The sequence below is a fragment of the Bacillus sp. FSL W7-1034 genome (assembly GCF_038593365.1).
GTDB lineage: Bacteria > Bacillota > Bacilli > Bacillales > Bacillaceae > Bacillus > Bacillus altitudinis.
In genome coordinates, this window is record NZ_CP151989.1 from 34,593 (window position 1) to 58,729 (window position 24,137).

The following is a 24,137-nucleotide window of genomic DNA, read 5'->3' on the forward strand; positions in this document are numbered from 1 at the left end:
AAGAAATGGTTAAGTTAGAAAGGGCGCACGGTGGATGCCTTGGCACTAGGAGCCGATGAAGGACGGGACGAACACCGATATGCTTCGGGGAGCTGTAAGCAAGCTTTGATCCGGAGATTTCCGAATGGGGAAACCCACTGCTCGTAATGGAGTAGTATCCATACTTGAATACATAGAGTATGAGAAGGCATACCCGGGGAACTGAAACATCTAAGTACCCGGAGGAAGAGAAAGCAAATGCGATTCCCTGAGTAGCGGCGAGCGAAACGGGAACAGCCCAAACCAAGAGGCTTGCCTCTTGGGGTTGTAGGACACTCTATACGGAGTTACAAAGGAACGATATAAGCGAAGAGGTCTGGAAAGGCCCGCCAAAGAAGGTAACAGCCCTGTAACTGAAATGTTGTTCTCTCCAGAGTGGATCCTGAGTACGGCGGAACACGTGAAATTCCGTCGGAATCCGGGAGGACCATCTCCCAAGGCTAAATACTCCCTAGTGACCGATAGTGAACCAGTACCGTGAGGGAAAGGTGAAAAGCACCCCGGAAGGGGAGTGAAATAGATCCTGAAACCGTGTGCCTACAAGTAGTCAGAGCCCGTTAACGGGTGATGGCGTGCCTTTTGTAGAATGAACCGGCGAGTTACGATCCCGTGCAAGGTTAAGCAGAAGATGCGGAGCCGCAGCGAAAGCGAGTCTGAATAGGGCGCATGAGTACGTGGTCGTAGACCCGAAACCAGGTGATCTACCCATGTCCAGGGTGAAGTTCAGGTAACACTGAATGGAGGCCCGAACCCACGCACGTTGAAAAGTGCGGGGATGAGGTGTGGGTAGGGGTGAAATGCCAATCGAACCTGGAGATAGCTGGTTCTCTCCGAAATAGCTTTAGGGCTAGCCTCAAGGTAAGAGTCTCGGAGGTAGAGCACTGATTGGACTAGGGGCCCCTACCGGGTTACCGAATTCAGTCAAACTCCGAATGCCGATGACTTATCCTTGGGAGTCAGACTGCGAGTGATAAGATCCGTAGTCGAAAGGGAAACAGCCCAGACCGCCAGCTAAGGTCCCAAAGTATACGTTAAGTGGAAAAGGATGTGGAGTTGCTTAGACAACCAGGATGTTGGCTTAGAAGCAGCCACCATTTAAAGAGTGCGTAATAGCTCACTGGTCGAGTGACTCTGCGCCGAAAATGTACCGGGGCTAAACGTATCACCGAAGCTGCGGACTGTTCTTACGAACAGTGGTAGGAGAGCGTTCTAAGTGCAGTGAAGTCAGACCGGAAGGACTGGTGGAGCGCTTAGAAGTGAGAATGCCGGTATGAGTAGCGAAAGACGGGTGAGAATCCCGTCCACCGAATGCCTAAGGTTTCCTGAGGAAGGCTCGTCCGCTCAGGGTTAGTCGGGACCTAAGCCGAGGCCGAAAGGCGTAGGCGATGGACAACAGGTTGATATTCCTGTACCACCTCCTCACCATTTGAGCAATGGGGGGACGCAGGAGGATAGGGTAAGCGCGGTATTGGATATCCGCGTCCAAGCAGTTAGGCTGGGAAATAGGCAAATCCGTTTCCCGTGAAGGCTGAGCTGTGATGGCGAGCGAAATTTAGTAGCGAAGTTCCTGATTCCACACTGCCAAGAAAAGCCTCTAGCGAGGTGAGAGGTGCCCGTACCGCAAACCGACACAGGTAGGCGAGGAGAGAATCCTAAGGTGATCGAGAGAACTCTCGTTAAGGAACTCGGCAAAATGACCCCGTAACTTCGGGAGAAGGGGTGCTTCTTAGGGTGTTAAAGCCCCGAGAAGCCGCAGTGAATAGGCCCAGGCGACTGTTTAGCAAAAACACAGGTCTCTGCGAAGCCGTAAGGCGAAGTATAGGGGCTGACGCCTGCCCGGTGCTGGAAGGTTAAGAGGAGCGCTTAGCGTAAGCGAAGGTGCGAATTGAAGCCCCAGTAAACGGCGGCCGTAACTATAACGGTCCTAAGGTAGCGAAATTCCTTGTCGGGTAAGTTCCGACCCGCACGAAAGGCGCAACGATCTGGGCACTGTCTCAACGAGAGACTCGGTGAAATTATAGTACCTGTGAAGATGCAGGTTACCCGCGACAGGACGGAAAGACCCCGTGGAGCTTTACTGCAGCCTGATATTGAATGTTGGTACAGCTTGTACAGGATAGGTAGGAGCCTTGGAAACCGGAGCGCTAGCTTCGGTGGAGGCATCGGTGGGATACTACCCTGGCTGTATTGACCTTCTAACCCGCTGCCCTTATCGGGCAGGGAGACAGTGTCAGGTGGGCAGTTTGACTGGGGCGGTCGCCTCCTAAAATGTAACGGAGGCGCCCAAAGGTTCCCTCAGAATGGTTGGAAATCATTCGCAGAGTGTAAAGGCACAAGGGAGCTTGACTGCGAGACCTACAAGTCGAGCAGGGACGAAAGTCGGGCTTAGTGATCCGGTGGTTCCGCATGGAAGGGCCATCGCTCAACGGATAAAAGCTACCCCGGGGATAACAGGCTTATCTCCCCCAAGAGTCCACATCGACGGGGAGGTTTGGCACCTCGATGTCGGCTCATCGCATCCTGGGGCTGTAGTCGGTCCCAAGGGTTGGGCTGTTCGCCCATTAAAGCGGTACGCGAGCTGGGTTCAGAACGTCGTGAGACAGTTCGGTCCCTATCCGTCGCGGGCGCAGGAAATTTGAGAGGAGCTGTCCTTAGTACGAGAGGACCGGGATGGACGCACCGCTGGTGTACCAGTTGTTCTGCCAAGGGCATCGCTGGGTAGCTATGTGCGGACGGGATAAGTGCTGAAAGCATCTAAGCATGAAGCCCCCCTCAAGATGAGATTTCCCATTCCGCAAGGAAGTAAGATCCCTGAAAGATGATCAGGTTGATAGGTCTGAGGTGGAAGCGTGGTGACACGTGGAGCTGACAGATACTAATAGATCGAGGACTTAACCTATATTCTAATGTGAAAAATGAACATTGTTATCTAGTTTTGAGAGAACATTCTCTCCATCAGGTTTGGTGGCGATAGCGAAGAGGTCACACCCGTTCCCATACCGAACACGGAAGTTAAGCTCTTCAGCGCCGATGGTAGTTGGGGGTTTCCCCCTGTGAGAGTAGGACGCCGCCAAGCTTTTCAAAGGATCAGTTCCAATCGGAACTGGTCTTTTTTGTATTTTAAAAAAGGAACAAACACTCGATCTGGCATGGATACATATACTAAACTATCATCTAAAACATTCTTAATTTTGTATACAATTGAAAGCGCTAGGGCATACTGAAGCTATAAGTGGAGGTGTCACAATGAGCAAAAAAGAGCGAGAAGCAATTTGTTTGATTTGTGAAGAGAAAAAAACAAAGGGAATTTATTTATATCATCAGTTTTTATGCCGAGATTGTGAACGGAAGTTAATTTCTACATCAACCTCGGATCCTAGTTATGCTGATTATGTAAGAAAGCTTAAAAATCTTCATACGCCGCCTTTGTATTCATAGACCATTAGATGGTCTTTTTTTATGGGCGATCGGGGATTGGGCCTGTTTTTTGGAACTTAGTTTGGACATCAACCGTAATAAATAATAAGATAAACAGAGAGCCTGATTATTCATAGGAGTCGATGAACATGAAATCAATTTTTTACACATTTGTATGGGCCGTTCTCTCTACTCTTTTTTCGCTGGTGATTTTAACTGTCAGTATTGGTGTTTTCCATCATCATGTTGGATTATCGATACTGTATGCGATGATTGGGTGGGGTGTGATGTTTGCAGGAAGCCGATGGGCTGCCTTCCAGTTGTTTTTGAAGAAACACGGACTGTCTCGCAGTGATTATGTATATATTAAACAGCACTTAAAAGAAGCTGGGCAAAAGCTGGTTCGTTTGAAGAAAGCTTTATTTGGTGTGAAGAACGTACAGACGATCAAGCATAATTATGAAATTCTTCGGCTTGCACGACGCATCTATACGATAACAAAAAAGGAACCGAACCGGTTTTATGATGCACAGCGGTTTTATTTTGAGAGTTTGGATTCTGTTGTTGAATTAACTGAGAAATATGCACTGCTGTATAATCAGCCGAATCGTAGCCATGAGCTTGAAATGACATTAAGCCAAACTCGAGTCACGCTGACTGAACTGCAAAAGCAATTAACGAATGATTTACAGCAAGTTTTAGGAAGAGATATAGAAGCACTTCATATTGAACTTGAAGTGGCCGATAAAATGATTAAAAAATAGACATGAAAGGAGTCAAACTCGATGAAACCAGAAGATCCAGTCATACCACCAGCCCCATCTACTACAGATCTTCCGTTTCGGGTGTTTGATACCTTATCTGATGAGGAAAAGCAGGAGGCGCTACAACGAGCTGAGAAGATCCCTGACCATCCACAAAAACTGCTTTTCTATGGCACACGTGTGCAGGAACGATTGTTAGAACAATCAAAACAAATGATGCAATATGTGGAGAAAAAAGATATTGACCAAATCGGAGACGTTCTAGAAGCTTTTTTACAGCAACTGCATTTAGTGGAGCCAGAGGATTTATTGCCAAAGAAGCGAGGCTTTTTTTTAAGGTTATTTCAGCGAGAAAAGCGTTCTACTCAGGAGATCATATCTCGTTTTAAACAAGCAGAAGCACAGATAGAGAGATTGTCAGCAAGGCTTCGTTACGCCAGAGGTGTGTTAATTTCGGATCATAAGTTATTAGAGCGTTTATTTGAGGAAAATCAATCATACTTTCAAGAGATGACATTGCAGGTTGCAGCAGTTGAAGCAAAGTTGACGCTGTTAGAGAAACATGCCCTAACAGAATCACAGTCACATGATCGGACATTAGAGGAACAATTGATGAGTCGGGAAGTCGATGAAGAAGAATATATGGAGAGATTAAAAGAACGGAAGTATGATTTGCTGTTGAGCCGTCAAATCGCACTGCAATGTAATGCCCAAATTCGAATGATTCAGCATACAAACCATACATTAGCCAATCATATTCAATCAACTGTTTCCGCATCAATTCCTTTATGGATTAACCAAATGTCGATTGCGTTCAATCATATTCAGCAGCGAGCCAATTCAGCGCTTGAGCAGCGTATCCAGCAAACATATGAACAGGTATCGAAGCAGCAAGGACAGTTGCTCGAAGATGCATCCTTAACGCCTATAGATACGTTGAAAAAGGTTCAGCGCCAATTGGCCGAAACATTGCAGGAAACGTTGCAGGTAAAAGAACATGGGAGCCAAGAACGAGCTCAATTAAAAAGTAGCATGCATGAGGCAGAGCAGAAGCTGGTGAATCATAAACCAATAAAGGAATGAGAATCCATCTTTCAGTTCACTTGTTTGAACGTTATAATAGATATAAGATATCGTTTAAGTGAAAAGGGTCGATTTGTTTGAAAACACCTTTATATACAGCATTATCACAACATGCGGAAAAGAAGCCCTATTCTTTTCACGTTCCGGGACATCACAATGGAGATGTCTTTTTTGATGAGGCACGGTCCTATTATGCATCCATTCTTCAGCTGGATGTGACAGAACTTGAAGGTCTAGATGATCTTCACCATCCGACTGGGGTGATTCAAGAGGCAGAGGATTTATTGGCAAAGCTATATGGAGCTAAACAAAGTTTTTTCCTTGTGAATGGCACAACCGTTGGCAATTTGGCGATGGTGATGTCTGCGTGTCAGGCTGGGGAGGGCATTTTCGTTCAGCGAAATTGTCATAAGTCTGTGTTCCATGCGATTGAGCTTGCGGGAGCGACGCCTATTATGTTAGAAACTGAGAGTGATCCGCAATTGCACGTCCCAACTCATGTGACGGAGGAAACAGTCAAACAAGCTATGGCGACACATCCTAACTGCCGGGCAATCGTTTTGACATATCCTAACTATTACGGACATGCAGCTGATTTATCAGGGCTCATTCAAATGTGTCATGAAGCTGGCATCATTGTATTAGTTGATGAGGCACATGGTGCTCATTTTGTATTAGGCGGTGCCTTTCCTCCATCTGCCCTTTCCTATGGAGCAGACGTGGTGGTACAATCAGCACATAAAACCCTTCCGGCAATGACGATGGGGTCTTATCTCCATCTTCAAGGAGACCGAATTGATGTGAAGCGGATAAAGACGTTATTAACGATGCTTCAAAGCAGTTCACCTTCCTATCCAATTATGGCTTCGTTAGATGTGGCGAGAGCTTATGTGGAGGAGTTGAAGGGAAAAGGGTTAATGGACGAAATCATGAGAGACTTGGCAAAGCTGAAAGCACAGTTCAATATGATCTCCAATCTCGAAGTGGTTGAGTCTGACTCTTTACCTATGGATCCATTAAAATGTGTCATTCGTTCAACAAAAGGGCTGACAGGCTATGAACTCAAAAAGGTGCTTGAGTCGGTGGAGGTTCACCCAGAACTTGCGGATGAACATCAAGTCTTACTCGTTTTTGGTCTAAGGCAGATAAAGGACGTTCCTTTTACAGCTATAGAGCAGGCTCTTCAGCAAAGTGATTCATTGCTTGTAAAAAAAGAGCCTCGAACGAGATCGCTCTTCTTAGAGGACGATCAGCAAAAGCGAGATGTAGAGGCTGTTCCATTCGAAAAAGCAGCTGGTCGGATTAGTGCAGAATCGGTCATTCCCTATCCGCCTGGTATTCCTTTGATGATTAAAGGAGAACCGATTGAATCAGATCAAATTGCGACGTTAAGCCGTTTGCTTGGGCATCAAGTTCATGTGCAAGCAAGTCAGGTGATTCACCAGAGAAAATTATATGTTTATATAGAAGAGGAGACACTATGAGCGGTATGTTTATTACGTTTGAAGGGCCTGAGGGTGCTGGAAAAACGACAGTGATTCGAAAAGTGTACGAAGAAATGGAACGTCAAGGCTATGCAGTGATGGCGACACGTGAGCCAGGAGGCATTGACATTGCAGAGCAAATTCGTGAAGTCATTTTAAATGAAAAAAATACAAAAATGGACGCAAAAACAGAGGCATTGCTTTATGCAGCAGCTAGAAGGCAGCATTTGGCTGAAAAAGTAGAACCGGCATTGAAGCGGGGGGAAACTGTTTTATGTGATCGTTTTGTCGACAGCTCCCTTGCTTATCAGGGCTATGCGAGAGGGCTTGGGATTGAAGAAGTCAAATCCATTAATGATTTTGCCATTGATGGCACGATGCCGCAAATGACCATTTACTTTTCCATTACACCAGAGGAAGGTCTAAAGCGAATTGATGCCAATCAAGGAAGAGAAAAAAATCGATTAGACATGGAAACACTGAATTTTCATCAAATGGTCAGAGAAGGATATGAGCTGCTGATTGCGCAATCACCAGAACGATTCCGTGTAGTAGATGCGTCTCAGCCTGTTCAGGATGTCTTTAATGAAGTGTTTCAGCTGATTCAGGACACATTAAAGAAAAATCAAATATGACCTCATTCCCAATCGTTGTTATAATATAGAGGAAGACATCGGCATGTCACCTGTGCCTAAAATGAAGGAGGCCAATCAAATGAAATTAATTGTTGCCGTTGTACAGGATCAAGATAGCAGCAAGTTATTGAAAATATTGACCGAACATCAATTCGGCGTGACAAAATTAGCTTCGACTGGTGGATTTCTAAAGTCTGGGAATACGACTTTTATCATTGGTTGCGATGATGTCCGAGTGGATAAAGCGTTACAGCTAATCAAGGAAAATTGCCGTAAACGTGATCAAATGATCGCGCCTGTATCACCAATGGGTGGAAATGCAGATTCATATGTACCATACCCTGTTGAGGTTGAAGTTGGTGGAGCTACCGTCTTTATTCTGCCAGTTGAACAATTTCATCAATTTTAAGGATGGGTTGCTGTGAAAATTAATCAAGATATGCGGCTGCTTTTAGAAAAGCGTGAACTTCAAGCGATGAAAGGAAGCCAAACTTCAGCATCGTTTAAATCATCGATGGAGACACAAAGCGGTAAAATGCGTTTAGAGCAGCTGACAGTCATGCTGAGCGATATCGAAGTCTTCGGCAAGAAACTGACAAAGTCACGAAACCTTAAAGATTTGGCTAGGTTTAAAGGACTTGTGAAACGCTTTGTAAAAGAAACAGTCGATAATGGATTAAATATAGAGACATCAAGGAGCTTTGACATTTATGGCAACACGCGAACACTCGCTTTAGTCAAAGCATTAGATGAAAAGCTGATTGAGTTAACAGAGGATATGATGAATCAAGAGAAACCCTCGATTGATTTGCTTGAACGTATTGGAGAAATAAAAGGTTTATTGATTAACCTTTACACATAGAGAGTGATAACATGGCAATTAGCTGGGATGACATGAATGATCTACAGCCGCGCGTCATGCGGCTGATTTTTAATAGTATTGATAAAGACCGACTGGCTCATGCTTACTTATTTGAAGGAAAAAAAGGGACAGGAAAGCTAGATGCTGCGATGCTTTTAGCGAAGAGCTTTTTTTGTTTGGAAGCAGGAGTGAAACCATGCGAGTCCTGTCAAAACTGCAAAAGAATTCAGTCTGGCAACCATCCAGATTTACATCTAGTGCAGCCTGACGGTCAATCAATTAAGAAGGCGCAAGTGCAGGCTTTGCAGGAGGAATTTACAAAAGCAGGCGTAGAATCGCATCGGAAAATGTATATCATTCTCCATGCGGACAAAATGACGGTCAATGCTGCGAACAGTTTATTAAAGTTCCTAGAGGAGCCCAACCGGGAAACGATGGCAATTTTAATCACTGAACAATCGCATAAAATGCTGGATACGATTATTTCAAGATGTCAGATGCTTAGCTTTCAGCCGCTGCAGCCGCAATCTTTGGAGCAGCAGCTTTTACAAGAAGGCGTGTCTCAGGATCTCGCAAGGCTTTTGTCGAATTTAACCAATAATTTAGCAGAAGCACTCGAATTAAGTCGAAATGATCAGTTTGCAGAGTCTAGAGCGAAAGTGATAAAATTGTATGAAGTCTTACACCAGCGAAAAGAACATGCATTTTTTTATATACAAGATCAATGGATGCCTTTTTTTAAAGAGAAAGACCTTCAAGAAACTGGTCTTGATATGCTTTTATTTATATATCGTGATGTATTGTCGATTCAAATAGGAAATGAAGATAAAGTCATTTATCAAGACTTATTCCAGACAATGAAGCAGCACGCGCTGCATTCCACACAGCAAATGGTGACGAATCAGATCCTTGCTGTATTAGAAGCGAAAAAGAGACTTCAATCCAACGTGAATGCCCAAGGGCTAATGGAGCAATTGGTGTTGATGTTGCAGGAGGGATAAGCTTGTACAACGTAATTGGTGTTCGCTTTAAAAAAGCGGGCAAAATCTATTATTTCGATCCTAATGGATTTCATATAGAAAATGATAGTTGTGTCATTGTAGAAACGGTTAGAGGTGTTGAGTACGGGCAAGTGGTCATCGCCAATAAAAAAGTAGATGAACACGATGTGGTTCTCCCTTTGCGTAAGGTGATTCGCGTCGCAGACGAACGAGACCGGCTCATCGTTGAGGAGAACAAAGAAGCAGCGATGGCAGCCTTTGACACATGTCTTCAGAAAGTAAGTGAACACGGCCTGGAAATGAAACTGGTCGATGTCGAATTTACATTCGACCGCAACAAGGTCATCTTCTATTTTACAGCGGATGGCAGAGTAGATTTCCGTGAGCTGGTTAAGGATCTTGCATCTATCTTCAAGACGAGAATTGAACTTCGTCAAATCGGTGTAAGAGACGAGGCAAAAATGCTAGGCGGCATTGGTCCGTGTGGCCGTATGCTTTGCTGTTCAACTTTCTTAGGAGATTTTGAACCTGTGTCCATTAAAATGGCAAAAGATCAAAACCTCTCGTTAAACCCTACCAAAATTTCAGGGCTTTGCGGTCGTTTGATGTGCTGCTTGAAATATGAGAATGATGAGTACGAAACAGCAAAAGAACAATTACCGGACATCGGTGAAACGATTCAGACGTCTAATGGCTCTGCAAAGGTAGTAGGGCTTAATATTTTAGAACGAATTTTGCAAGTTGAATTAACCGGGCAAGAAAAAGTGATAGAATATACTTGGGAAGAATTAATACAAGAAGGCGTTGTATCTGCACAAACAACTGAGTAACGAGGTGTGCCACCTTGGATAAAAAGGAACTATTTGATACGGTGATTAATTTAGAAGAACAAATCGGTTCTCTTTATCGCCAGCTAGGTGATTTGAAAAATCATATTGGTGAAGTGATTGAAGAAAATCACCAGCTGCAGATGGAGAATCAGCACTTGCGTGAACGTCTGGATCAATCCGATCGAGATAAATCGTCTGAGGCAGAGCATGATTCTGCCCAGAAGCCAAGTCATTCTGATATAGGAGAAGGTCATGATAACCTAGCTCGTTTATATCAGGAGGGCTTCCATATTTGTAATGTACATTATGGGAGCATTCGGAAAGAGGGAGACTGTTTGTTCTGTCTGTCATTTTTAAATAAAAAATGAGAAAAGGCTTCCGCTGAATCGGGAGCCTTTTTCACAGGAAAAGAAAGGATACATCATGGTTTCGTTAAGAGAAGATGAACGTTTAGACTACTTGCTTGCAGAAGATATGAATATTATTCAAAGTAAAACGGTGTTCGCCTTTTCATTGGATGCAGTGTTATTAGCAAAATTTGCGTATGTGCCGATTCAAAAAGGGGAGATTATTGATCTTTGTACGGGAAATGGCATCGTTCCATTGCTGCTTTCGACGAGATCTAAAGCCTCTATTACAGGGGTTGAAATTCAAGAACGTCTGTTTGATATGGCAAAGAGAAGTGTGGCGCATAATCAACTGGAGCAGCAGATTGAGTTGATCCATGGTGATTTAAATGATATGCCTAAACGGTACGGAAACCACAAAGTAGACGTGATTACTTGTAATCCGCCATATTTTAAGACTCCTTCTAAGGATGAAATCAATGAAAATGAGTATTTGGCGATTGCACGTCATGAGATTCATTGTACATTAGAAGATGTCATTCGTGTTTCTTCCACTTTGCTAAAGCAAGGAGGCAAACTGGCAATGGTTCATCGCCCTGGACGGCTGCTTGAGATTGTTGAAATGATGAAGAAATATCGAATTGAGCCAAAACGAATTCAATTTGTATATCCGAAACAGGGAAAAGAAGCGAATACCATTTTAGTGGAAGGGATGAAAGATGGAAAACCGGATTTGAAAATCCTCCCGCCGCTTTTTGTTTATGGAGAAGACCAAGAGTATACAAAAGAAATCAGGACGATACTGTATGGAGAAGCATAGTCATTATTTCTATGTATTGAAATGTGCAGATGGCAGTTTGTACGCTGGGTATACAAATAACTTACAAAAAAGGCTGACTGCCCATAATAGCGGGAAGGGTGCAAAGTATACGAGAGCTAGACGGCCGGTGGAACTCTATTACCACGAATGCTTTTTCACCAAAAGAGAAGCCATGCAACAGGAATATCGTTTCAAAACGTGGACACGTCGAAAAAAGGACATGTATATAGAAGAAAAGCGAATCAAAAAGGAGGCGGCACATGAAAAAGACACAGAGAAGCTTTGATGGTCAATCAGAAATGGGTATTCTTTATCTCGTACCAACCCCGATTGGAAACTTAGAAGATATGACGTTTCGAGCGATACAAACGTTAAAAGATGTAGACTATATTGCCGCAGAAGATACGAGACAAACGAAAAAGCTTTGTCATGTCTATGAAATTGATACCCCATTAACGAGTTATCATGAACATAACAAAGATAGCAGTGGTCATAAGTTAATCGAATGGTTAAAAGAAGGAAAGAACATTGCACTCGTGAGCGATGCCGGTTTACCGACGATCTCTGATCCAGGAGCCGAAGTGGTTCGCGACTTTACGAACATCGGAGGCTATGTCATTCCGTTACCTGGTGCAAATGCAGCACTTACGGCGCTCATTGCGTCAGGAATCGCACCTCAGCCATTTTTCTTTTACGGTTTTCTTGATCGTCAAAAAAAGGAAAAGAAAAAACAGCTGGAAGCATTGAAGAAACGCCAAGAAACAATTGTTTTCTATGAAGCGCCCCATCGGTTAAAAGAAACGCTGACTGTGATGAAAGAAGTGTGGGGGAACCGGAATATTGCCATTACGAGAGAACTGACAAAGAAATTTGAAGAGTTTATTCGTGGAGATTTAGAATACGCGCTGACCTGGGTGACAGAACAACAAATCCGTGGTGAGTTCTGTCTCGTTGTACAAGGAAATGATCAGGATGAAGAAGAACTGAATGAAGAAGCTTGGTGGAATTCTTTATCTGAAAAAGAGCATGTGATCCATTACATAGAGGAAGGGTTAACGTCAAAAGAGGCTATTAAACGTACTGCGGTCGAACGTGGTGTGCCAAAGCGAACGATCTATGATGCGTATCATATTGAACAATAAAGAAAGGTTCTTGCAAACGGTGCAAGAACCTTTTTATATAAAACTTATTTTTGTGATTGAAGTTGGTTTTGGATTTCGTTAATGATTTGCTCTGCACCTTCACGGCTAAGAACTAATTTACCATTAGCAAGTTTAAGGTTATCGTCTGATACTTCACCTGTTACTTGGCAAGTCATGTTTGGTTTATATTTTTTTAGGATAATTTTTTCATCATCAACATAAATTTCCAAAGCGTCTTTTTCTGCGATTCCTAACGTACGGCGAAGCTCGATTGGAATCACCACGCGTCCTAATTCGTCAACTTTACGTACAATACCTGTAGATTTCATCTTCATTCTCCTCCCAAAAAGTTCTTATTCTTAATATAATATTATCTTCGTCATTATTCGACAAATTCCTTACATTCCTAGCATAACAAGGTTTCCATAAATCGTCAATCATTTTGTTTACTATTGTTTGTAAAATATGACTCTTAAAGTCAAAGGACCTTGAAACTACCGGTGTATAAGGATTTTTCAGAATTTATCTATAAAAATATGAAAAATGACGATAACAGATTAACAAGACTTTTGCCCTAATTTAGCCAATTGTAAATCTGGAAATAGATTTCATACGACAATATTCGACAAAATGTCGAGCGGTTTGTCGTTTTTTTCGAAAAACTCGTCTTTTTCGTTCATTTCAATCTGTTCTATGTATATATGCTTGATCTTAAAGGCTAAGATGGTATCATAGAGAAAGCACAAGTGCAAAACATAATGAAATGATCTGACACATTTTAATGAAGTATGATGACCGCTCTCGTCCATTGGGCGGGAGTTTTTGACATTTACACACAAGCAGGAGGTTCCGACATGCCGGAAAAGAAAAAAACGTTTTATCTGACTACACCAATTTACTATCCGAGCGGAAAATTACATATTGGACATGCTTATACGACAGTGGCAGGGGATGCCATGGCTCGATATAAACGTCTGCAAGGCTATGATGTGATGTATTTAACGGGTACAGATGAGCACGGACAAAAAATTCAGCAAAAAGCTGAAGAACAAAATATTACACCGATTGAGTATTTAGATCCGGTCGTTGCTGACATTAAATCATTATGGAAGAAACTCGACATTTCCAACGATGATTTCATTCGTACAACGGAAAAAAGACATACGAAAATCATTGAACAAGTCTTCCAAAAGCTGCTTGATCAAGGAGATATTTATTTAGATCAATATGAGGGCTGGTACAGTATTCCTGATGAAACATTCTATACGGAAACACAGCTTGTTGATGTTGAGCGAAATGAGAAAGGGGAAGTCATTGGAGGGAAAAGCCCAGACAGTGGACACCCTGTTGAATTGATTAAAGAGGAATCATATTTCTTCCGTATGAGTAAGTATGCAGATCGCTTACTAGATTATTACGAAAAGAACCCGTCGTTCATTCAGCCTGAATCAAGAAAGAATGAAATGATTAATAACTTCATTAAACCGGGGTTAGAGGATTTAGCTGTATCAAGAACAACCTTTGATTGGGGCATTAAAGTACCTAATAATCCGAAGCACGTCATCTATGTATGGATTGATGCGTTATTCAACTACTTAACAGCGATTGGCTACGGAACCGATCAAGATGAAAAATATAAAAAATATTGGCCTGCCAACGTACACCTAGTTGGGAAAGAAATTGTACGATTCCATACAATTTACTGGCCAATTATGCTGATGGCACTTGATCTGCCGCTGCCAAAACAAATTTTCGCACATGGCTGGCTGCTCATGAAAGATGGCAAAATGTCTAAATCAAAAGGGAACGTAGTAGATCCTGTTACGTTAATTGATCGCTATGGTCTTGATGCTCTTCGTTATTACCTGCTACGCGAAGTACCATTTGGTGCAGACGGTGTGTTTACACCAGAAGGATTCGTGGAACGTGTAAACTATGACCTTGCCAATGATTTAGGGAACTTACTTAACCGTACAGTGGCGATGGTGCAAAAATACTTCGACGGTACATTAAGCAGCTATAAGGGTCCAGTCAATGAGTTTGATGAGGAACTAAAAGCTGTAGCTGAACAAACGGTGAAAGCTTATGAAGAAGCGATGGAGAACCTCGAATTCTCGGTGGCTCTTTCAAATGTTTGGACATTAATCAGCAGAACGAATAAATATATTGATCAAACAGCGCCTTGGGTATTAGCGAAGGATGAAACAAAACGAAAAGAATTGCATTCTGTAATGTACCATTTAGCAGAATCACTCCGAATCACAGCTGTATTGTTAACGCCATTCTTAACAAAAACACCTGAGAAAATCTTCTTCCAGCTTGGAATTGAAGAAGAAAAACTCAAAAGCTGGGAAAGCATTCTTTCTTTCGGTGCGATTCAAAAAGCGACGGTACAAAAAGGTGAGCCGTTGTTCCCTCGTTTAGAGGTTGAAGAAGAAGTGGCATACATTAAAGAGAAGATGCAAGGAAGTGCGCCTAAGGTAGAAGAAGAGTCAGTTGAAATAGAAGAAACTGAATTGCCTGAACTGGGTGCCGAAATTGCCTTCGATGATTTTTCGAAAGTTGACCTTCGTGTAGCACAAGTATTGGAAGCAGCACCAGTGAAAAAAGCTGACCGTCTCTTAAAGCTTCAGCTTGATTTTGGATTTGAAAAGAGACAAATTGTCTCAGGGATTGCCAAGCATTATCAACCAGAAGAATTGGTAGGGAAGAAGCTCGTCTGCGTAGCGAATCTCACACCAGTTAAACTAAGAGGGGAAATTTCCCAGGGAATGATTTTAACTGGAGAAACTACTGGTAAATTGCAGGTTCTTGAAGTAGATCAATCTCTAGCAAATGGAACGAAAATTTTATAATTTAACAAAGGTGTTCCACGTGTAACATTTCGTCGAACACCTTTTGTTTTTCAGAAGAATTGTCGAAAGGAGCAATCAACCATGTTATTTGACACACATGCCCACTTAAATGCTGAACAATATAATGAAGACTTAGAGCAGGTGATTGAAAGAGCCAAAAGTGAAAAGGTAGAGAAGATTGTGGTGGTCGGGTTTGATCGTCCAACCATTACGAGAGCGATGGAGCTAATTGAAGCATATGATTTTATGTATGCAGCCATCGGCTGGCATCCTGTTGATGCCATTGATATGACAGATGAAGATTTGGCTTGGATCAAAGAATTATCTCAGCATGAAAAGGTTGTTGCCATTGGAGAAATGGGTCTAGATTACTATTGGGACAAGTCGCCAAAAGATGTGCAAAAAGAAGTCTTTAGACGTCAAATTGCTCTTGCAAAAGAAGTGAATCTGCCAATTATCATTCATAACCGTGACGCTACGGAAGATGTAGTGACGATCTTAAAAGAAGAAGGAGCGGCAGAAGTCGGAGGAATTATGCACTGCTTTACTGGGAGCCTCGAAATTGCAAAAGCATGTATGGAAATGAACTTTTATATCTCATTCGGTGGACCTGTGACATTTAAAAATGCGAAAAAACCGAAAGAAGTTGTAAAGGATATTCCAAGTGATCGTCTTCTGATTGAGACAGACTGCCCGTATTTAACTCCAGCGCCATTTAGAGGGAAACGAAATGAGCCGAGCTATGTGAAATATATCGCAGAACAAATTGCTGAATTGCGAGAAATAAGCTTTGAAGAGCTTGCTGCATTGACAACAGAAAATGCGAAAAAAGTTTTCCGTATAAACTGACAGTATATGATGTCAATCCTTGTTTAAGCTTGTCCAATTGTGAAACATAACGAAAAAGTTCTACACGTTTGCGCCTCCTCATAGGATAAGTTGTCGATAAGTCTTTCTTCCCTTCCTTCCAAAAATCTCCCATAATAGGTTTACAATCGAGCATTTTTGTACAGTGGGTGGAAGGGTTGACAGGTTTTGAGATACTCTATATAATCTCTCCGAGGAGAAGGAGGCGTTTTTCATCGTACAAAAAATGAAAAATCTGTTTTCTGTCAAGCTAGGAAAAGGCAAGGTTTTATTTCTAGTCGCTTGCTTGCTTTTAGCTGGAACTGGGACGGCTTACGGTGCGCATGAGCTCACTAAGCAGTCTATTACCATTTCAATCAATGGCAAAGAGAAGACAATTCGTACACATGAAGAGACAGTAGCACAGCTGCTTTCAGACCTTGGAATAAGGACCAGGGCGGAGGATCATATCTCTCCAAGTCTAAATACAAAGATTCAAGACAACATGAACATTGTGTATGATGCGGCTATACCGGTTCATCTCACCCTAGATGGGAAAGAGAAAACGATATGGACAACAGATCAGACGGTTGGAGCATTATTGAAGAATGAGAAGATAGATATTGGGAAGCACGATCAAGTAACTCCAGGAAAGAATGACAAGATTAAAAAGAATATGGATCTTGTGGTTCAGCAGGCCTTCCAGGTCAGCTTAAACGATGGAGGAAAGGATAAGAAAGTGTGGACCACTTCGACTACGGTCGCTGACTTTTTAAAGCAACAAGAGCTGAAGCTCAAGAAGCACGATAAGATCAAACCTGCGTTACATAGTCACCTTTCTAAAAAAAGCGCAGATGTGAAGATCACTCGGGTGGAAAAAGTCACCGATGTAGTGGAAGAGAAAATTGCTTTTGATACCAAACATAAAAAGGATCGATCTCTTGAAAAAGGAAAAGAGAAGGTGCTTGAAAAAGGTGAAGAAGGTAAATTGAAGAAGCACTATGCCATTGTGAAAGAAAACGGCAAAGTGGTGTCTAAAGAATTAATTAAAGAGGTTACTGCAAAAGACAGTAAGGATCGTTTAGTGGCCGTTGGTACACAAGTGTCCAAGAAAGAACCTAAAGCGTCACCTGCGGTTTCAAGAAGTAATGAATCGTCAGGAAAAGAGTTCTATGTGACGTCCACAGCCTATACAGCGGGCTGTGCTGGATGTACGGGCAGAACGTCTACAGGCTTTAATTTAAAAGCAAATCCAGGTGCAAAGGTCATAGCAGTTGATCCGAGTGTCATTCCGCTGGGCTCTAAAGTGTATGTGGAAGGCTATGGGTACGCCGTTGCATCAGACACTGGATCTGCTATAAAAGGGAATAAAATTGATGTGTTCGTCCCAAGTAAGTCGGCAGCTTATCAATGGGGGAATAAACGAGTGAAAATTAGAGTGCTCAAATAAACACATCAAATCATTTATATGAACAGAGGGCTTTGCGCACCCTCTGTTTTTTTGGTTATAATAGAAGCACTGTTTTCTAATTAATTAGACGCAAAAACAGCAAGGAAGGTTTCATTTTTTGACAAAAAAATGTAGATTGTTTTTGCAAGCGGAGGAATACATGAAAATCAAAGAAATCATTGTGGTGGAGGGTCGTGACGACACTGCTAGAGTAAAAATGGCAGTTGATGCAGATACGATTGAAACGAATGGATCTGCCATTGGCGATACAGTCATTCAACAAGTGCGTCTTGCTCAGGAGACGAGGGGGGTTATCATTTTAACTGATCCTGATTTCCCTGGGGAAAAGATCCGTAAAACCATCGCAGAGGCTGTCCCTGGCTGTAAGCACGCCTTTTTACCAAAACACCTTGCGAAAGCGAAGCGGGACAAAGGAATTGGTGTCGAGCATGCTTCCTTGGATAGTATTCGAGAATGCCTTGCACATGTCCATGAGGAAATGGAAGAATCAGAAAGCGAGATTACGTTAGACGATTTATTTGACGCAGGCCTTATCGGAGGCGAAGCATCAAAACGCCGCCGCGAACGATTAGGTGTGCTTTTAAATATAGGATATACAAATGCGAAGCAGCTGCAAAAGCGTCTTCACATGTTCCAAATAACGAAAGAGGATTTTATTGCGGCCTTAAAGACCGTCATGCAGGAGGAAGCCGATGAATAAAGATATTGCGACGCCCATCAGAACGAAGGAAATACTGAAGAAGTACGGTTTCTCTTTTAAAAAGAGCTTAGGGCAAAACTTTTTAATTGATACGAATATTTTAGATCGCATTGTCGATCATGCAGAGATTACGGATGAGACAGGTGTAATTGAAATTGGCCCTGGTATCGGTGCGTTGACTGAACAGCTCGCCAAACGGGCAAAGAAAGTCACGGCTTTTGAAATCGACCAGCGCCTATTGCCGATTTTAAACGATACGCTTTCTCCATATGATAATGTCACCATTATTCATCAAGACGTATTGAAGGCAGATGTAAGAAAGGTGATTGAAGAACAATTTGCTGACTGTAAAGAAGTAATGGTCGTAGCAAACCTTCCTTATTATGTGACGACACCAATTATTATGAAATTGCTTGAAGAAAACCTTCCATTGAAAGGCATCGTTGTCATGCTGCAAAAAGAAGTAGCAGATCGCATGGCCGCTGCTCCTTCATCAAAAGAATACAACTCTTTGTCGATTGCAGTGCAATTTTATACAGAAGCGAAGACGGTCATGGTTGTGCCGAAAACGGTTTTCGTCCCACAACCGAATGTGGATTCAGCGGTGATCAAACTAACTGTTCGTGAAACACCTGCAGTCTCAGTAGACAATGATACGTTTTTCTTTCAACTGATTCGTGCGAGTTTTGGCCAGCGCCGGAAGACATTGATGAATAACTTGATGAACAATCTGCCAGATGGCAAGAAACATAAAGCCATCATTGAAGAAGCCCTTGTAACAGCTGAGGTTGATGGGAAACGCCGCGGTGAATCATTGTCAATCGATGAATTTGCCCGTTTGTCCAATGTTTTACACAAAGCCCTTTCATAAGGGCTTTTCAGCGTGTAGACAAACCCTCGCATTCGGTGTCAGTCCTGCGCGCTGGTGCTCACGAATGTCAAATTCGCTCCGCGCCAGTACTCGTCCTTCCTAGAGCTGCAAAGGTTTTCTATCACGCTGAAAAGAAGACAAAGCTCTTTTATAAGGGCTTTTTTCTTTTGGTTTTCACCACTTCACCTGTTCAGGCATAGGCTAGAAAGAACAACACACCTGAAAGAAGAACAAGTGTAGCGTAAGACGATACCAACAGGATAAGAGCCTGATTGTGGAGTGAAAAGCATGCAATTTCAAATAGGAGATATGGTGACGAGGGCATCCTATCAGATGGATATTATGTTTCGTATCATTCGAATTGATGAGACAGACCAGCACGAAGCCACCGCCATTTTGCATGGGAATGAAGTGAGGCTGATCGCCGATGCGAAGATGTCAGATTTGGTCTTGATTCAAAAAGAGGAGCAGCTGACAAGAGAGAAGGACGATGAACGGAAAATTAACGAATCGCTCGACTTACTCAGGCAAGATTATCAGTTGCTTCGTGAAAAACAAGAGTATTATACGTCTGGACAATATCAGCATCAGGAGCAGTATTTTCATATGCCCGGAAAGGTTCTGCATTTAGATGGAGATGCTTCATACTTAAAGAAATGCTTAGATGTATATGAAAGAATCGGTGTACCTGTGTATGGTGTGCATTGCCACGAGAAGAAAATGCCAAGCATGATTGATTCATTAATTGATCAATACCGGCCTGATATTTTGGTCATCACAGGACATGATGCGTATTCTAAACAAAAGGGCGGTGTACACGATATCGGTGCATATCGTCATTCTCGTCATTTCGTTGAAACGGTTCAAAAGGCAAGAAGGAAGGTTCCGCATTTAGATCAGCTCGTGATCTTTGCAGGTGCCTGCCAATCTCATTTTGAATCATTAATTCAAGCAGGTGCTAATTTTGCAAGCTCACCCTCACGTGTCAACATTCATGCACTTGACCCCGTCTATATTGTTGCCAAGATCAGCTTCACTCCATTTGTAGATCGAATCAACGTGTGGGATGTGCTCCGAAATACGCTGACGAGAGAAAAAGGTCTCGGAGGGATTGAAACAAGGGGCGTTTTAAGGGTAGGTATGCCATATAAAAGAGACCATGAATCGACATAACCCGACTGATTTCAGTCTGGTTTTTTTTATGCTCAAAAAGAAATTTCATATGAATACATAATTCACCGGAATTTGAGAAAAATAGGGAGGAGAAAAGGTAGAAGTTTGTCAAAAATATTTTGTTGACAATGGCTCGTGTTGGTTGATATAATTTAATTTTTATTTGACAAAAATGGGCCGTTGTTGTATAATTATCTCAGTGAGGTGGATGCAATGGCGAAGACTTTGTCCGACATCAAAAGATCGCTTGATGGTAACTTAGGTAAACGTTTGACGTTAAAGGCTAACGGAGGCCGCCGAAAAACAATTGAGCGTTCGGGCATTTTAGCTGAAACGTACCCTTCTGTTTTTGTGATTCAATTAGATCAAGATGAGAATTCGTTTGAAAGAGTTTCTTACAGTTATGCAGATATACTGACTGAGACGGTCGAATTAACGTTCGATGATACCGCTAGCTCAGTCGCCTATTAATGGGCAGTGAACTTTTTGTTTACTGCTTTTTGTTTTGCCTTTTTTCTGTATGGGAGGCTGTCCATTATTTGAAAGGGGTAAAAGGCAGGAATCGATGCAAAATAAGAAAGCCACAAATGAGTGGCGATGATTCGAATTCTCGACCAAAGGGGCTGTTTCGTTTGGGTAGACGCCGAGGCATTATGTCAGATGAGTTCAAATACGAGCTGGCGAAGGATCTTGGATTTTATGATACCGTCAAAAATGGAGGCTGGGGAGAGATTCGTGCGCGTGACGCAGGAAATATGGTCAAACGTGCCATTGAATTAGCTCAACAGCACATGGCTCAAGAAGAGAATCAATGATAAAGAAATGATCAGGGATACCTCGGGTGTCTCTGGTCTTTTTTGCTTGAAAAAGTGAGTGTGCTGGGGGCAAAAGCCAATATTCATCAGATCCATCAAATGTGATACAATATTGATACTTATGTTTAGATGGAGAAGTAGGTGAAATGTTTGCGTATTTTAGAAAAAGCACCGGCAAAAATTAATCTCTCACTTGATGTTCATGGAAAAAGACCGGATGGATATCACGAAGTGGAGATGGTGATGACAACAATAGATCTTGCAGATCGACTAGAGCTGACGGAGCTGGACAAAGACGAAATCCGTGTATCATCTCATAATCGTTTTGTGCCAGATGATCAACGGAATTTGGCTTATCAGGCAGCTAAATTATTAAAAACAAGATTCGGTATTCAAAAAGGCGTATCGATTGTCATCACAAAAGCAATTCCCGTCGCAGCAGGTTTAGCTGGAGGTAGCAGTGATGCCGCAGCAGCGCTTCGCGGCTTAAACCGTTTGTGGAAGTTAAATCTCACGTTAGATGAACTAGCTGAGCTTGGAGCGGAGATCGGCTCAGATGTCTCTTTTTGTGTACACGGAGGGACAGCACTAGCGACAGGACGTGGAGAGAAACTAAAGCATATTGCGACACCGCCGCATTGCTGGGTGATTTTAGCGAAGCCGGTGATTGGGGTATCTACAGCTGAGGTCTACAGACAATATGACGCAAGCAAAGTAGAACACCCAAATGTACAGCGTATGATTGAAGCAATTGAAGCGAAAGATTATAAAGAGATGTGCGGCTCACTCGGTAACGTGTTGGAATCTGTGACATTAAAAATGTATCCGGAAGTCGATATGATTAAGAGACAGATGAAGCGTTTCGGAGCAGATGCTGTATTAATGAGCGGCAGCGGGCCAACTGTATTTGGCTTGATTCAATATGAATCGAAGGTACAAAGAATATATAACGGACTGAGAGGATTTTGTGATCAGGTTTACGCTGTCCGCATGATCGGCGAACAAAATACCCTTGATTAAATCCGTATATTAAGTTATATTATTCATAAATTATTCGGGTTCTGGGGGTAAGTTCATGAAGTTTCGTCGAAGCGGCAGATTGGTGGACTTAACAAATTATTTGTTAACCCACCCGCACGTACTAGTACCTTTAACTTTTTTTGCAGAGCGATATCAATCTGCGAAGTCCTCTATTAGTGAAGACTTAACGATTATCAAACAGACCTTCGAACAGCAGGGAATAGGGACTTTACTTACTGTACCTGGCGCTGCTGGCGGAGTGAAATATATTCCAAAGATTCATCTAAAAGAAGCAGACGAAGTCGTCAACGATATCGGAGAGGCATTATCAACTCCTGAACGTGTGCTTCCTGGCGGTTATTTATATTTAACTGATGTTTTAGGCAATCCATCGATTCTTGCGAAAATCGGTAAGCTTTTTGCGACCATTTTTTCGGATCGACCGATTGATGTTGTCATGACTGTTGCGACGAAAGGTATTCCGATTGCCTATTCTGTTGCAGGTTATTTAAATGTGCCTGTTGTGATCGTTAGAAAAGATAATAAGGTAACTGAAGGATCAACTGTTAGTATTAATTATGCATCAGGTTCTTCTAACCGAATTCAAACCATGTCACTTGCAAAGCGGAGCTTAGATAAAGGATCCAATGTGTTGATTATTGATGACTTTATGAAAGCAGGCGGAACCATTAATGGCATGATGAATCTTCTAGAGGAATTTAATGCAAATGTTGCAGGGATCGGTGTTTTATTAGAAGATGAAGGCGTAGATGAACGTCTTGTCGATGAATATGTATCACTTTTAAAGCTTTCAACCATTGATATGAAGCAGAAAATCATTGAGATTAATGAAGGCAATTTCCACGAGTTTTTTCATTCGAAAGCTTAAGCTTTGATCAAACATGTATTTGAATGGGAGAGATTGATATGACAAAAGTTGTTCAAACCAAAAACGCGCCAGCAGCCATTGGACCTTACTCTCAAGGGGTTATCGTCAATAACATGTTTTACAGCTCAGGGCAGATTCCGTTAACGCCAGCTGGAGATTTTGTGAATGGAGATATTAAAGAACAAACACATCAAGTGTTTCATAATCTTAAAGCCGTCCTTGAAGCAGCGGGTGCTTCCTTTGAAACAGTCGTGAAAGCAACGGTTTTCATTAAAGATATGGAACAATTCGCTGAAGTGAATGAAGTGTACGGTGAATACTTCCATACACATAAGCCAGCTCGTTCATGTGTAGAAGTAGCCAGACTTCCAAAAGATGCACTTGTAGAAATTGAAGTTGTGGCATTAGTGAAATAAACAGGCCATCTCTTTGGAGACCGTTTGGTTTCATTATATGTATGAAAAGGCATCGTCATGATGTCTTTTTTCACGCAACCGATGTAAGCGTCGTCATTAAAATGACAAAAAATGTATAAATATCCCGATATTTCAAAAAAAGTTTAAAAAAAGAGCAGGAGAATCACCACAATCGTTGAATACCTAATTAATGCTTTTATATTGGGAAAAGGTGGTGAACTACTGTGGAAGTTACTGACGTAAGATTACGCCGCGTGAATACCGATGGTCGCATGAGGGCGATTGCATCCATCACGCTGGACCACGAATTTGTTGTTCATGATATTCGTGTGATTGATGGAAACAATGGCTTGTTTGTTGCAATGCCTAGCAAACGTACGCCTGATGGAGAGTTTCGCGACATTGCACATCCAATTAATTCAAGCACTCGGGGTAAAATCCAAGATGCTGTTTTAAATGAGTATCATCGCTTAGGCGAAGAGGAAGAGACAATTGAATATGAAGAAGCTGGAGCTTCTTAAAGATATGTGAACCTAAAAAGACAGCTTTAAGAGAAAATGAATGTTTTCTTTTAAATGCTGTCTTTTTTGCGTTTTTTCTCTTGTTCCTTATGTCTCCCGTTCATTAGAAAATTAATGCACTTCCTCTTGTATCCTT

At 42.3% G+C, this 24,137-nt stretch carries 26 protein-coding genes and 2 rRNA genes; 27 read left to right on the forward strand and 1 reads right to left on the reverse strand.

Annotated features, from left to right (window positions below; all coding sequences use genetic code 11):
* Nucleotides 1-7: 7 nt before the first annotated feature.
* From NST73_RS00180 to rsmI, 15 genes are all read left to right on the forward strand, one after another.
* Nucleotides 8-2,938: ribosomal RNA gene (locus tag NST73_RS00180) — 23S ribosomal RNA — on the forward strand.
* A 61-nt stretch (nt 2,939-2,999) separates the two neighbouring features.
* A 5S ribosomal RNA gene (gene rrf / locus NST73_RS00185) occupies nt 3,000-3,115 on the forward strand.
* A 170-nt stretch (nt 3,116-3,285) separates the two neighbouring features.
* Nucleotides 3,286-3,477 carry a sigma factor G inhibitor Gin gene (locus NST73_RS00190; RefSeq protein ID WP_017359334.1) on the forward strand — a complete coding sequence of 64 codons (192 nt, stop codon included), beginning with the start codon at nt 3,286-3,288 and terminating at the stop codon, nt 3,475-3,477.
* Nucleotides 3,478-3,605: 128 nt separating this feature from the next.
* Nucleotides 3,606-4,220, forward strand: a complete 615-nt coding sequence (locus NST73_RS00195) for a 5-bromo-4-chloroindolyl phosphate hydrolysis family protein (protein ID WP_212361976.1) — start codon at nt 3,606-3,608, stop codon at nt 4,218-4,220.
* Between the two features lie 21 nt (nt 4,221-4,241).
* On the forward strand, nt 4,242-5,303 hold the full coding sequence (locus NST73_RS00200; protein WP_342499293.1) for a toxic anion resistance protein: 1,062 nt from the start codon (nt 4,242-4,244) through the stop codon (nt 5,301-5,303).
* Between the two features lie 77 nt (nt 5,304-5,380).
* Entirely contained in the window at nt 5,381-6,787 is a 1,407-nt protein-coding gene (locus tag NST73_RS00205; RefSeq protein WP_342499294.1) for an aminotransferase class I/II-fold pyridoxal phosphate-dependent enzyme, read from the forward strand.
* On the forward strand, nt 6,784-7,422 hold the full coding sequence (tmk, locus tag NST73_RS00210; RefSeq protein ID WP_007496237.1) for a dTMP kinase: 639 nt from the start codon (nt 6,784-6,786) through the stop codon (nt 7,420-7,422). The genes NST73_RS00205 and tmk overlap by 4 nt, the downstream gene beginning before the upstream one ends.
* 79 nt (nt 7,423-7,501) lie before the next feature.
* Nucleotides 7,502-7,831 carry a cyclic-di-AMP receptor gene (locus NST73_RS00215; RefSeq protein ID WP_012008640.1) on the forward strand — a complete coding sequence of 110 codons (330 nt, stop codon included), beginning with the start codon at nt 7,502-7,504 and terminating at the stop codon, nt 7,829-7,831.
* A 12-nt stretch (nt 7,832-7,843) separates the two neighbouring features.
* The gene (locus NST73_RS00220; protein WP_008341898.1) at nt 7,844-8,284 is read left to right on the forward strand and encodes a YaaR family protein; all 441 of its coding nucleotides are present in this window, start codon (nt 7,844-7,846) and stop codon (nt 8,282-8,284) included.
* An 11-nt stretch (nt 8,285-8,295) separates the two neighbouring features.
* Entirely contained in the window at nt 8,296-9,285 is a 990-nt protein-coding gene (gene holB, locus NST73_RS00225) for a DNA polymerase III subunit delta' (protein WP_041506542.1), read from the forward strand.
* A 2-nt stretch (nt 9,286-9,287) separates the two neighbouring features.
* On the forward strand, nt 9,288-10,115 hold the full coding sequence (locus NST73_RS00230) for a stage 0 sporulation family protein (protein ID WP_024719352.1): 828 nt from the start codon (nt 9,288-9,290) through the stop codon (nt 10,113-10,115).
* Between the two features lie 14 nt (nt 10,116-10,129).
* A complete protein-coding gene (gene yabA / locus NST73_RS00235; RefSeq protein ID WP_007496228.1) occupies nt 10,130-10,483 on the forward strand; it encodes a DNA replication initiation control protein YabA in 354 nt (117 codons plus the stop codon).
* A 55-nt stretch (nt 10,484-10,538) separates the two neighbouring features.
* Complete coding sequence (locus NST73_RS00240) at nt 10,539-11,282, forward strand: tRNA1(Val) (adenine(37)-N6)-methyltransferase (protein WP_342499295.1); 744 nt, start codon at nt 10,539-10,541, stop codon at nt 11,280-11,282.
* Nucleotides 11,269-11,568 carry a GIY-YIG nuclease family protein gene (locus NST73_RS00245; RefSeq protein WP_159145300.1) on the forward strand — a complete coding sequence of 100 codons (300 nt, stop codon included), beginning with the start codon at nt 11,269-11,271 and terminating at the stop codon, nt 11,566-11,568. Before NST73_RS00240 ends, NST73_RS00245 begins: the two co-directional genes overlap by 14 nt.
* Nucleotides 11,543-12,424, forward strand: coding sequence for a 16S rRNA (cytidine(1402)-2'-O)-methyltransferase (gene rsmI / locus NST73_RS00250; RefSeq protein ID WP_342499296.1), 882 nt, complete (start codon nt 11,543-11,545; stop codon nt 12,422-12,424). The genes NST73_RS00245 and rsmI overlap by 26 nt, the downstream gene beginning before the upstream one ends.
* 44 nt (nt 12,425-12,468) lie before the next feature.
* Here the strand turns inward: rsmI and NST73_RS00255 are convergent, their stop codons facing one another.
* The gene (locus NST73_RS00255) at nt 12,469-12,759 is read right to left on the reverse strand and encodes an AbrB/MazE/SpoVT family DNA-binding domain-containing protein (RefSeq protein ID WP_087975202.1); all 291 of its coding nucleotides are present in this window, start codon (nt 12,757-12,759) and stop codon (nt 12,469-12,471) included.
* Nucleotides 12,760-13,278: 519 nt separating this feature from the next.
* On the opposite strand from NST73_RS00255, the gene metG reads away from it, so the two are divergent.
* The 12 genes from metG to spoVG all read left to right on the forward strand — a co-directional run bounded on the left by metG (nt 13,279) and on the right by spoVG (nt 24,001).
* Complete coding sequence (metG, locus tag NST73_RS00260) at nt 13,279-15,279, forward strand: methionine--tRNA ligase (protein WP_135009444.1); 2,001 nt, start codon at nt 13,279-13,281, stop codon at nt 15,277-15,279.
* An 81-nt stretch (nt 15,280-15,360) separates the two neighbouring features.
* Nucleotides 15,361-16,128, forward strand: coding sequence for a TatD family hydrolase (locus NST73_RS00265; RefSeq protein WP_017359325.1), 768 nt, complete (start codon nt 15,361-15,363; stop codon nt 16,126-16,128).
* Between the two features lie 244 nt (nt 16,129-16,372).
* Nucleotides 16,373-17,575, forward strand: a complete 1,203-nt coding sequence (locus NST73_RS00270; RefSeq protein WP_007496219.1) for a G5 and 3D domain-containing protein — start codon at nt 16,373-16,375, stop codon at nt 17,573-17,575.
* Nucleotides 17,576-17,735: 160 nt separating this feature from the next.
* Nucleotides 17,736-18,296 (forward strand): ribonuclease M5, encoded by a 561-nt coding sequence (gene rnmV / locus NST73_RS00275; RefSeq protein WP_008341876.1) that lies wholly within the window; start codon nt 17,736-17,738, stop codon nt 18,294-18,296.
* Nucleotides 18,289-19,167, forward strand: a complete 879-nt coding sequence (rsmA, locus tag NST73_RS00280; protein WP_024719357.1) for a 16S rRNA (adenine(1518)-N(6)/adenine(1519)-N(6))-dimethyltransferase RsmA — start codon at nt 18,289-18,291, stop codon at nt 19,165-19,167. The genes rnmV and rsmA overlap by 8 nt, the downstream gene beginning before the upstream one ends.
* Before the next feature lie 288 nt (nt 19,168-19,455).
* On the forward strand, nt 19,456-20,340 hold the full coding sequence (yabG, locus tag NST73_RS00285; protein WP_007496216.1) for a sporulation peptidase YabG: 885 nt from the start codon (nt 19,456-19,458) through the stop codon (nt 20,338-20,340).
* Between the two features lie 213 nt (nt 20,341-20,553).
* Complete coding sequence (locus NST73_RS00290) at nt 20,554-20,811, forward strand: Veg family protein (RefSeq protein ID WP_003217979.1); 258 nt, start codon at nt 20,554-20,556, stop codon at nt 20,809-20,811.
* Between the two features lie 161 nt (nt 20,812-20,972).
* Nucleotides 20,973-21,155, forward strand: a complete 183-nt coding sequence (locus NST73_RS00295; protein ID WP_103132751.1) for a small, acid-soluble spore protein, alpha/beta type — start codon at nt 20,973-20,975, stop codon at nt 21,153-21,155.
* 150 nt (nt 21,156-21,305) lie between these two features.
* Nucleotides 21,306-22,175: a 4-(cytidine 5'-diphospho)-2-C-methyl-D-erythritol kinase gene (ispE, locus tag NST73_RS00300; RefSeq protein ID WP_017359321.1), complete on the forward strand. Its 870-nt coding sequence runs from the start codon at nt 21,306-21,308 to the stop codon at nt 22,173-22,175.
* 55 nt (nt 22,176-22,230) lie between these two features.
* Nucleotides 22,231-23,064, forward strand: a complete 834-nt coding sequence (gene purR / locus NST73_RS00305) for a pur operon repressor (RefSeq protein ID WP_007496210.1) — start codon at nt 22,231-22,233, stop codon at nt 23,062-23,064.
* Between the two features lie 38 nt (nt 23,065-23,102).
* Nucleotides 23,103-23,480, forward strand: a complete 378-nt coding sequence (gene ridA, locus NST73_RS00310; protein ID WP_046527604.1) for a 2-iminobutanoate/2-iminopropanoate deaminase — start codon at nt 23,103-23,105, stop codon at nt 23,478-23,480.
* A 224-nt stretch (nt 23,481-23,704) separates the two neighbouring features.
* A complete protein-coding gene (gene spoVG / locus NST73_RS00315; RefSeq protein WP_008357439.1) occupies nt 23,705-24,001 on the forward strand; it encodes a septation regulator SpoVG in 297 nt (98 codons plus the stop codon).
* Nucleotides 24,002-24,137 lie beyond the last annotated feature (136 nt).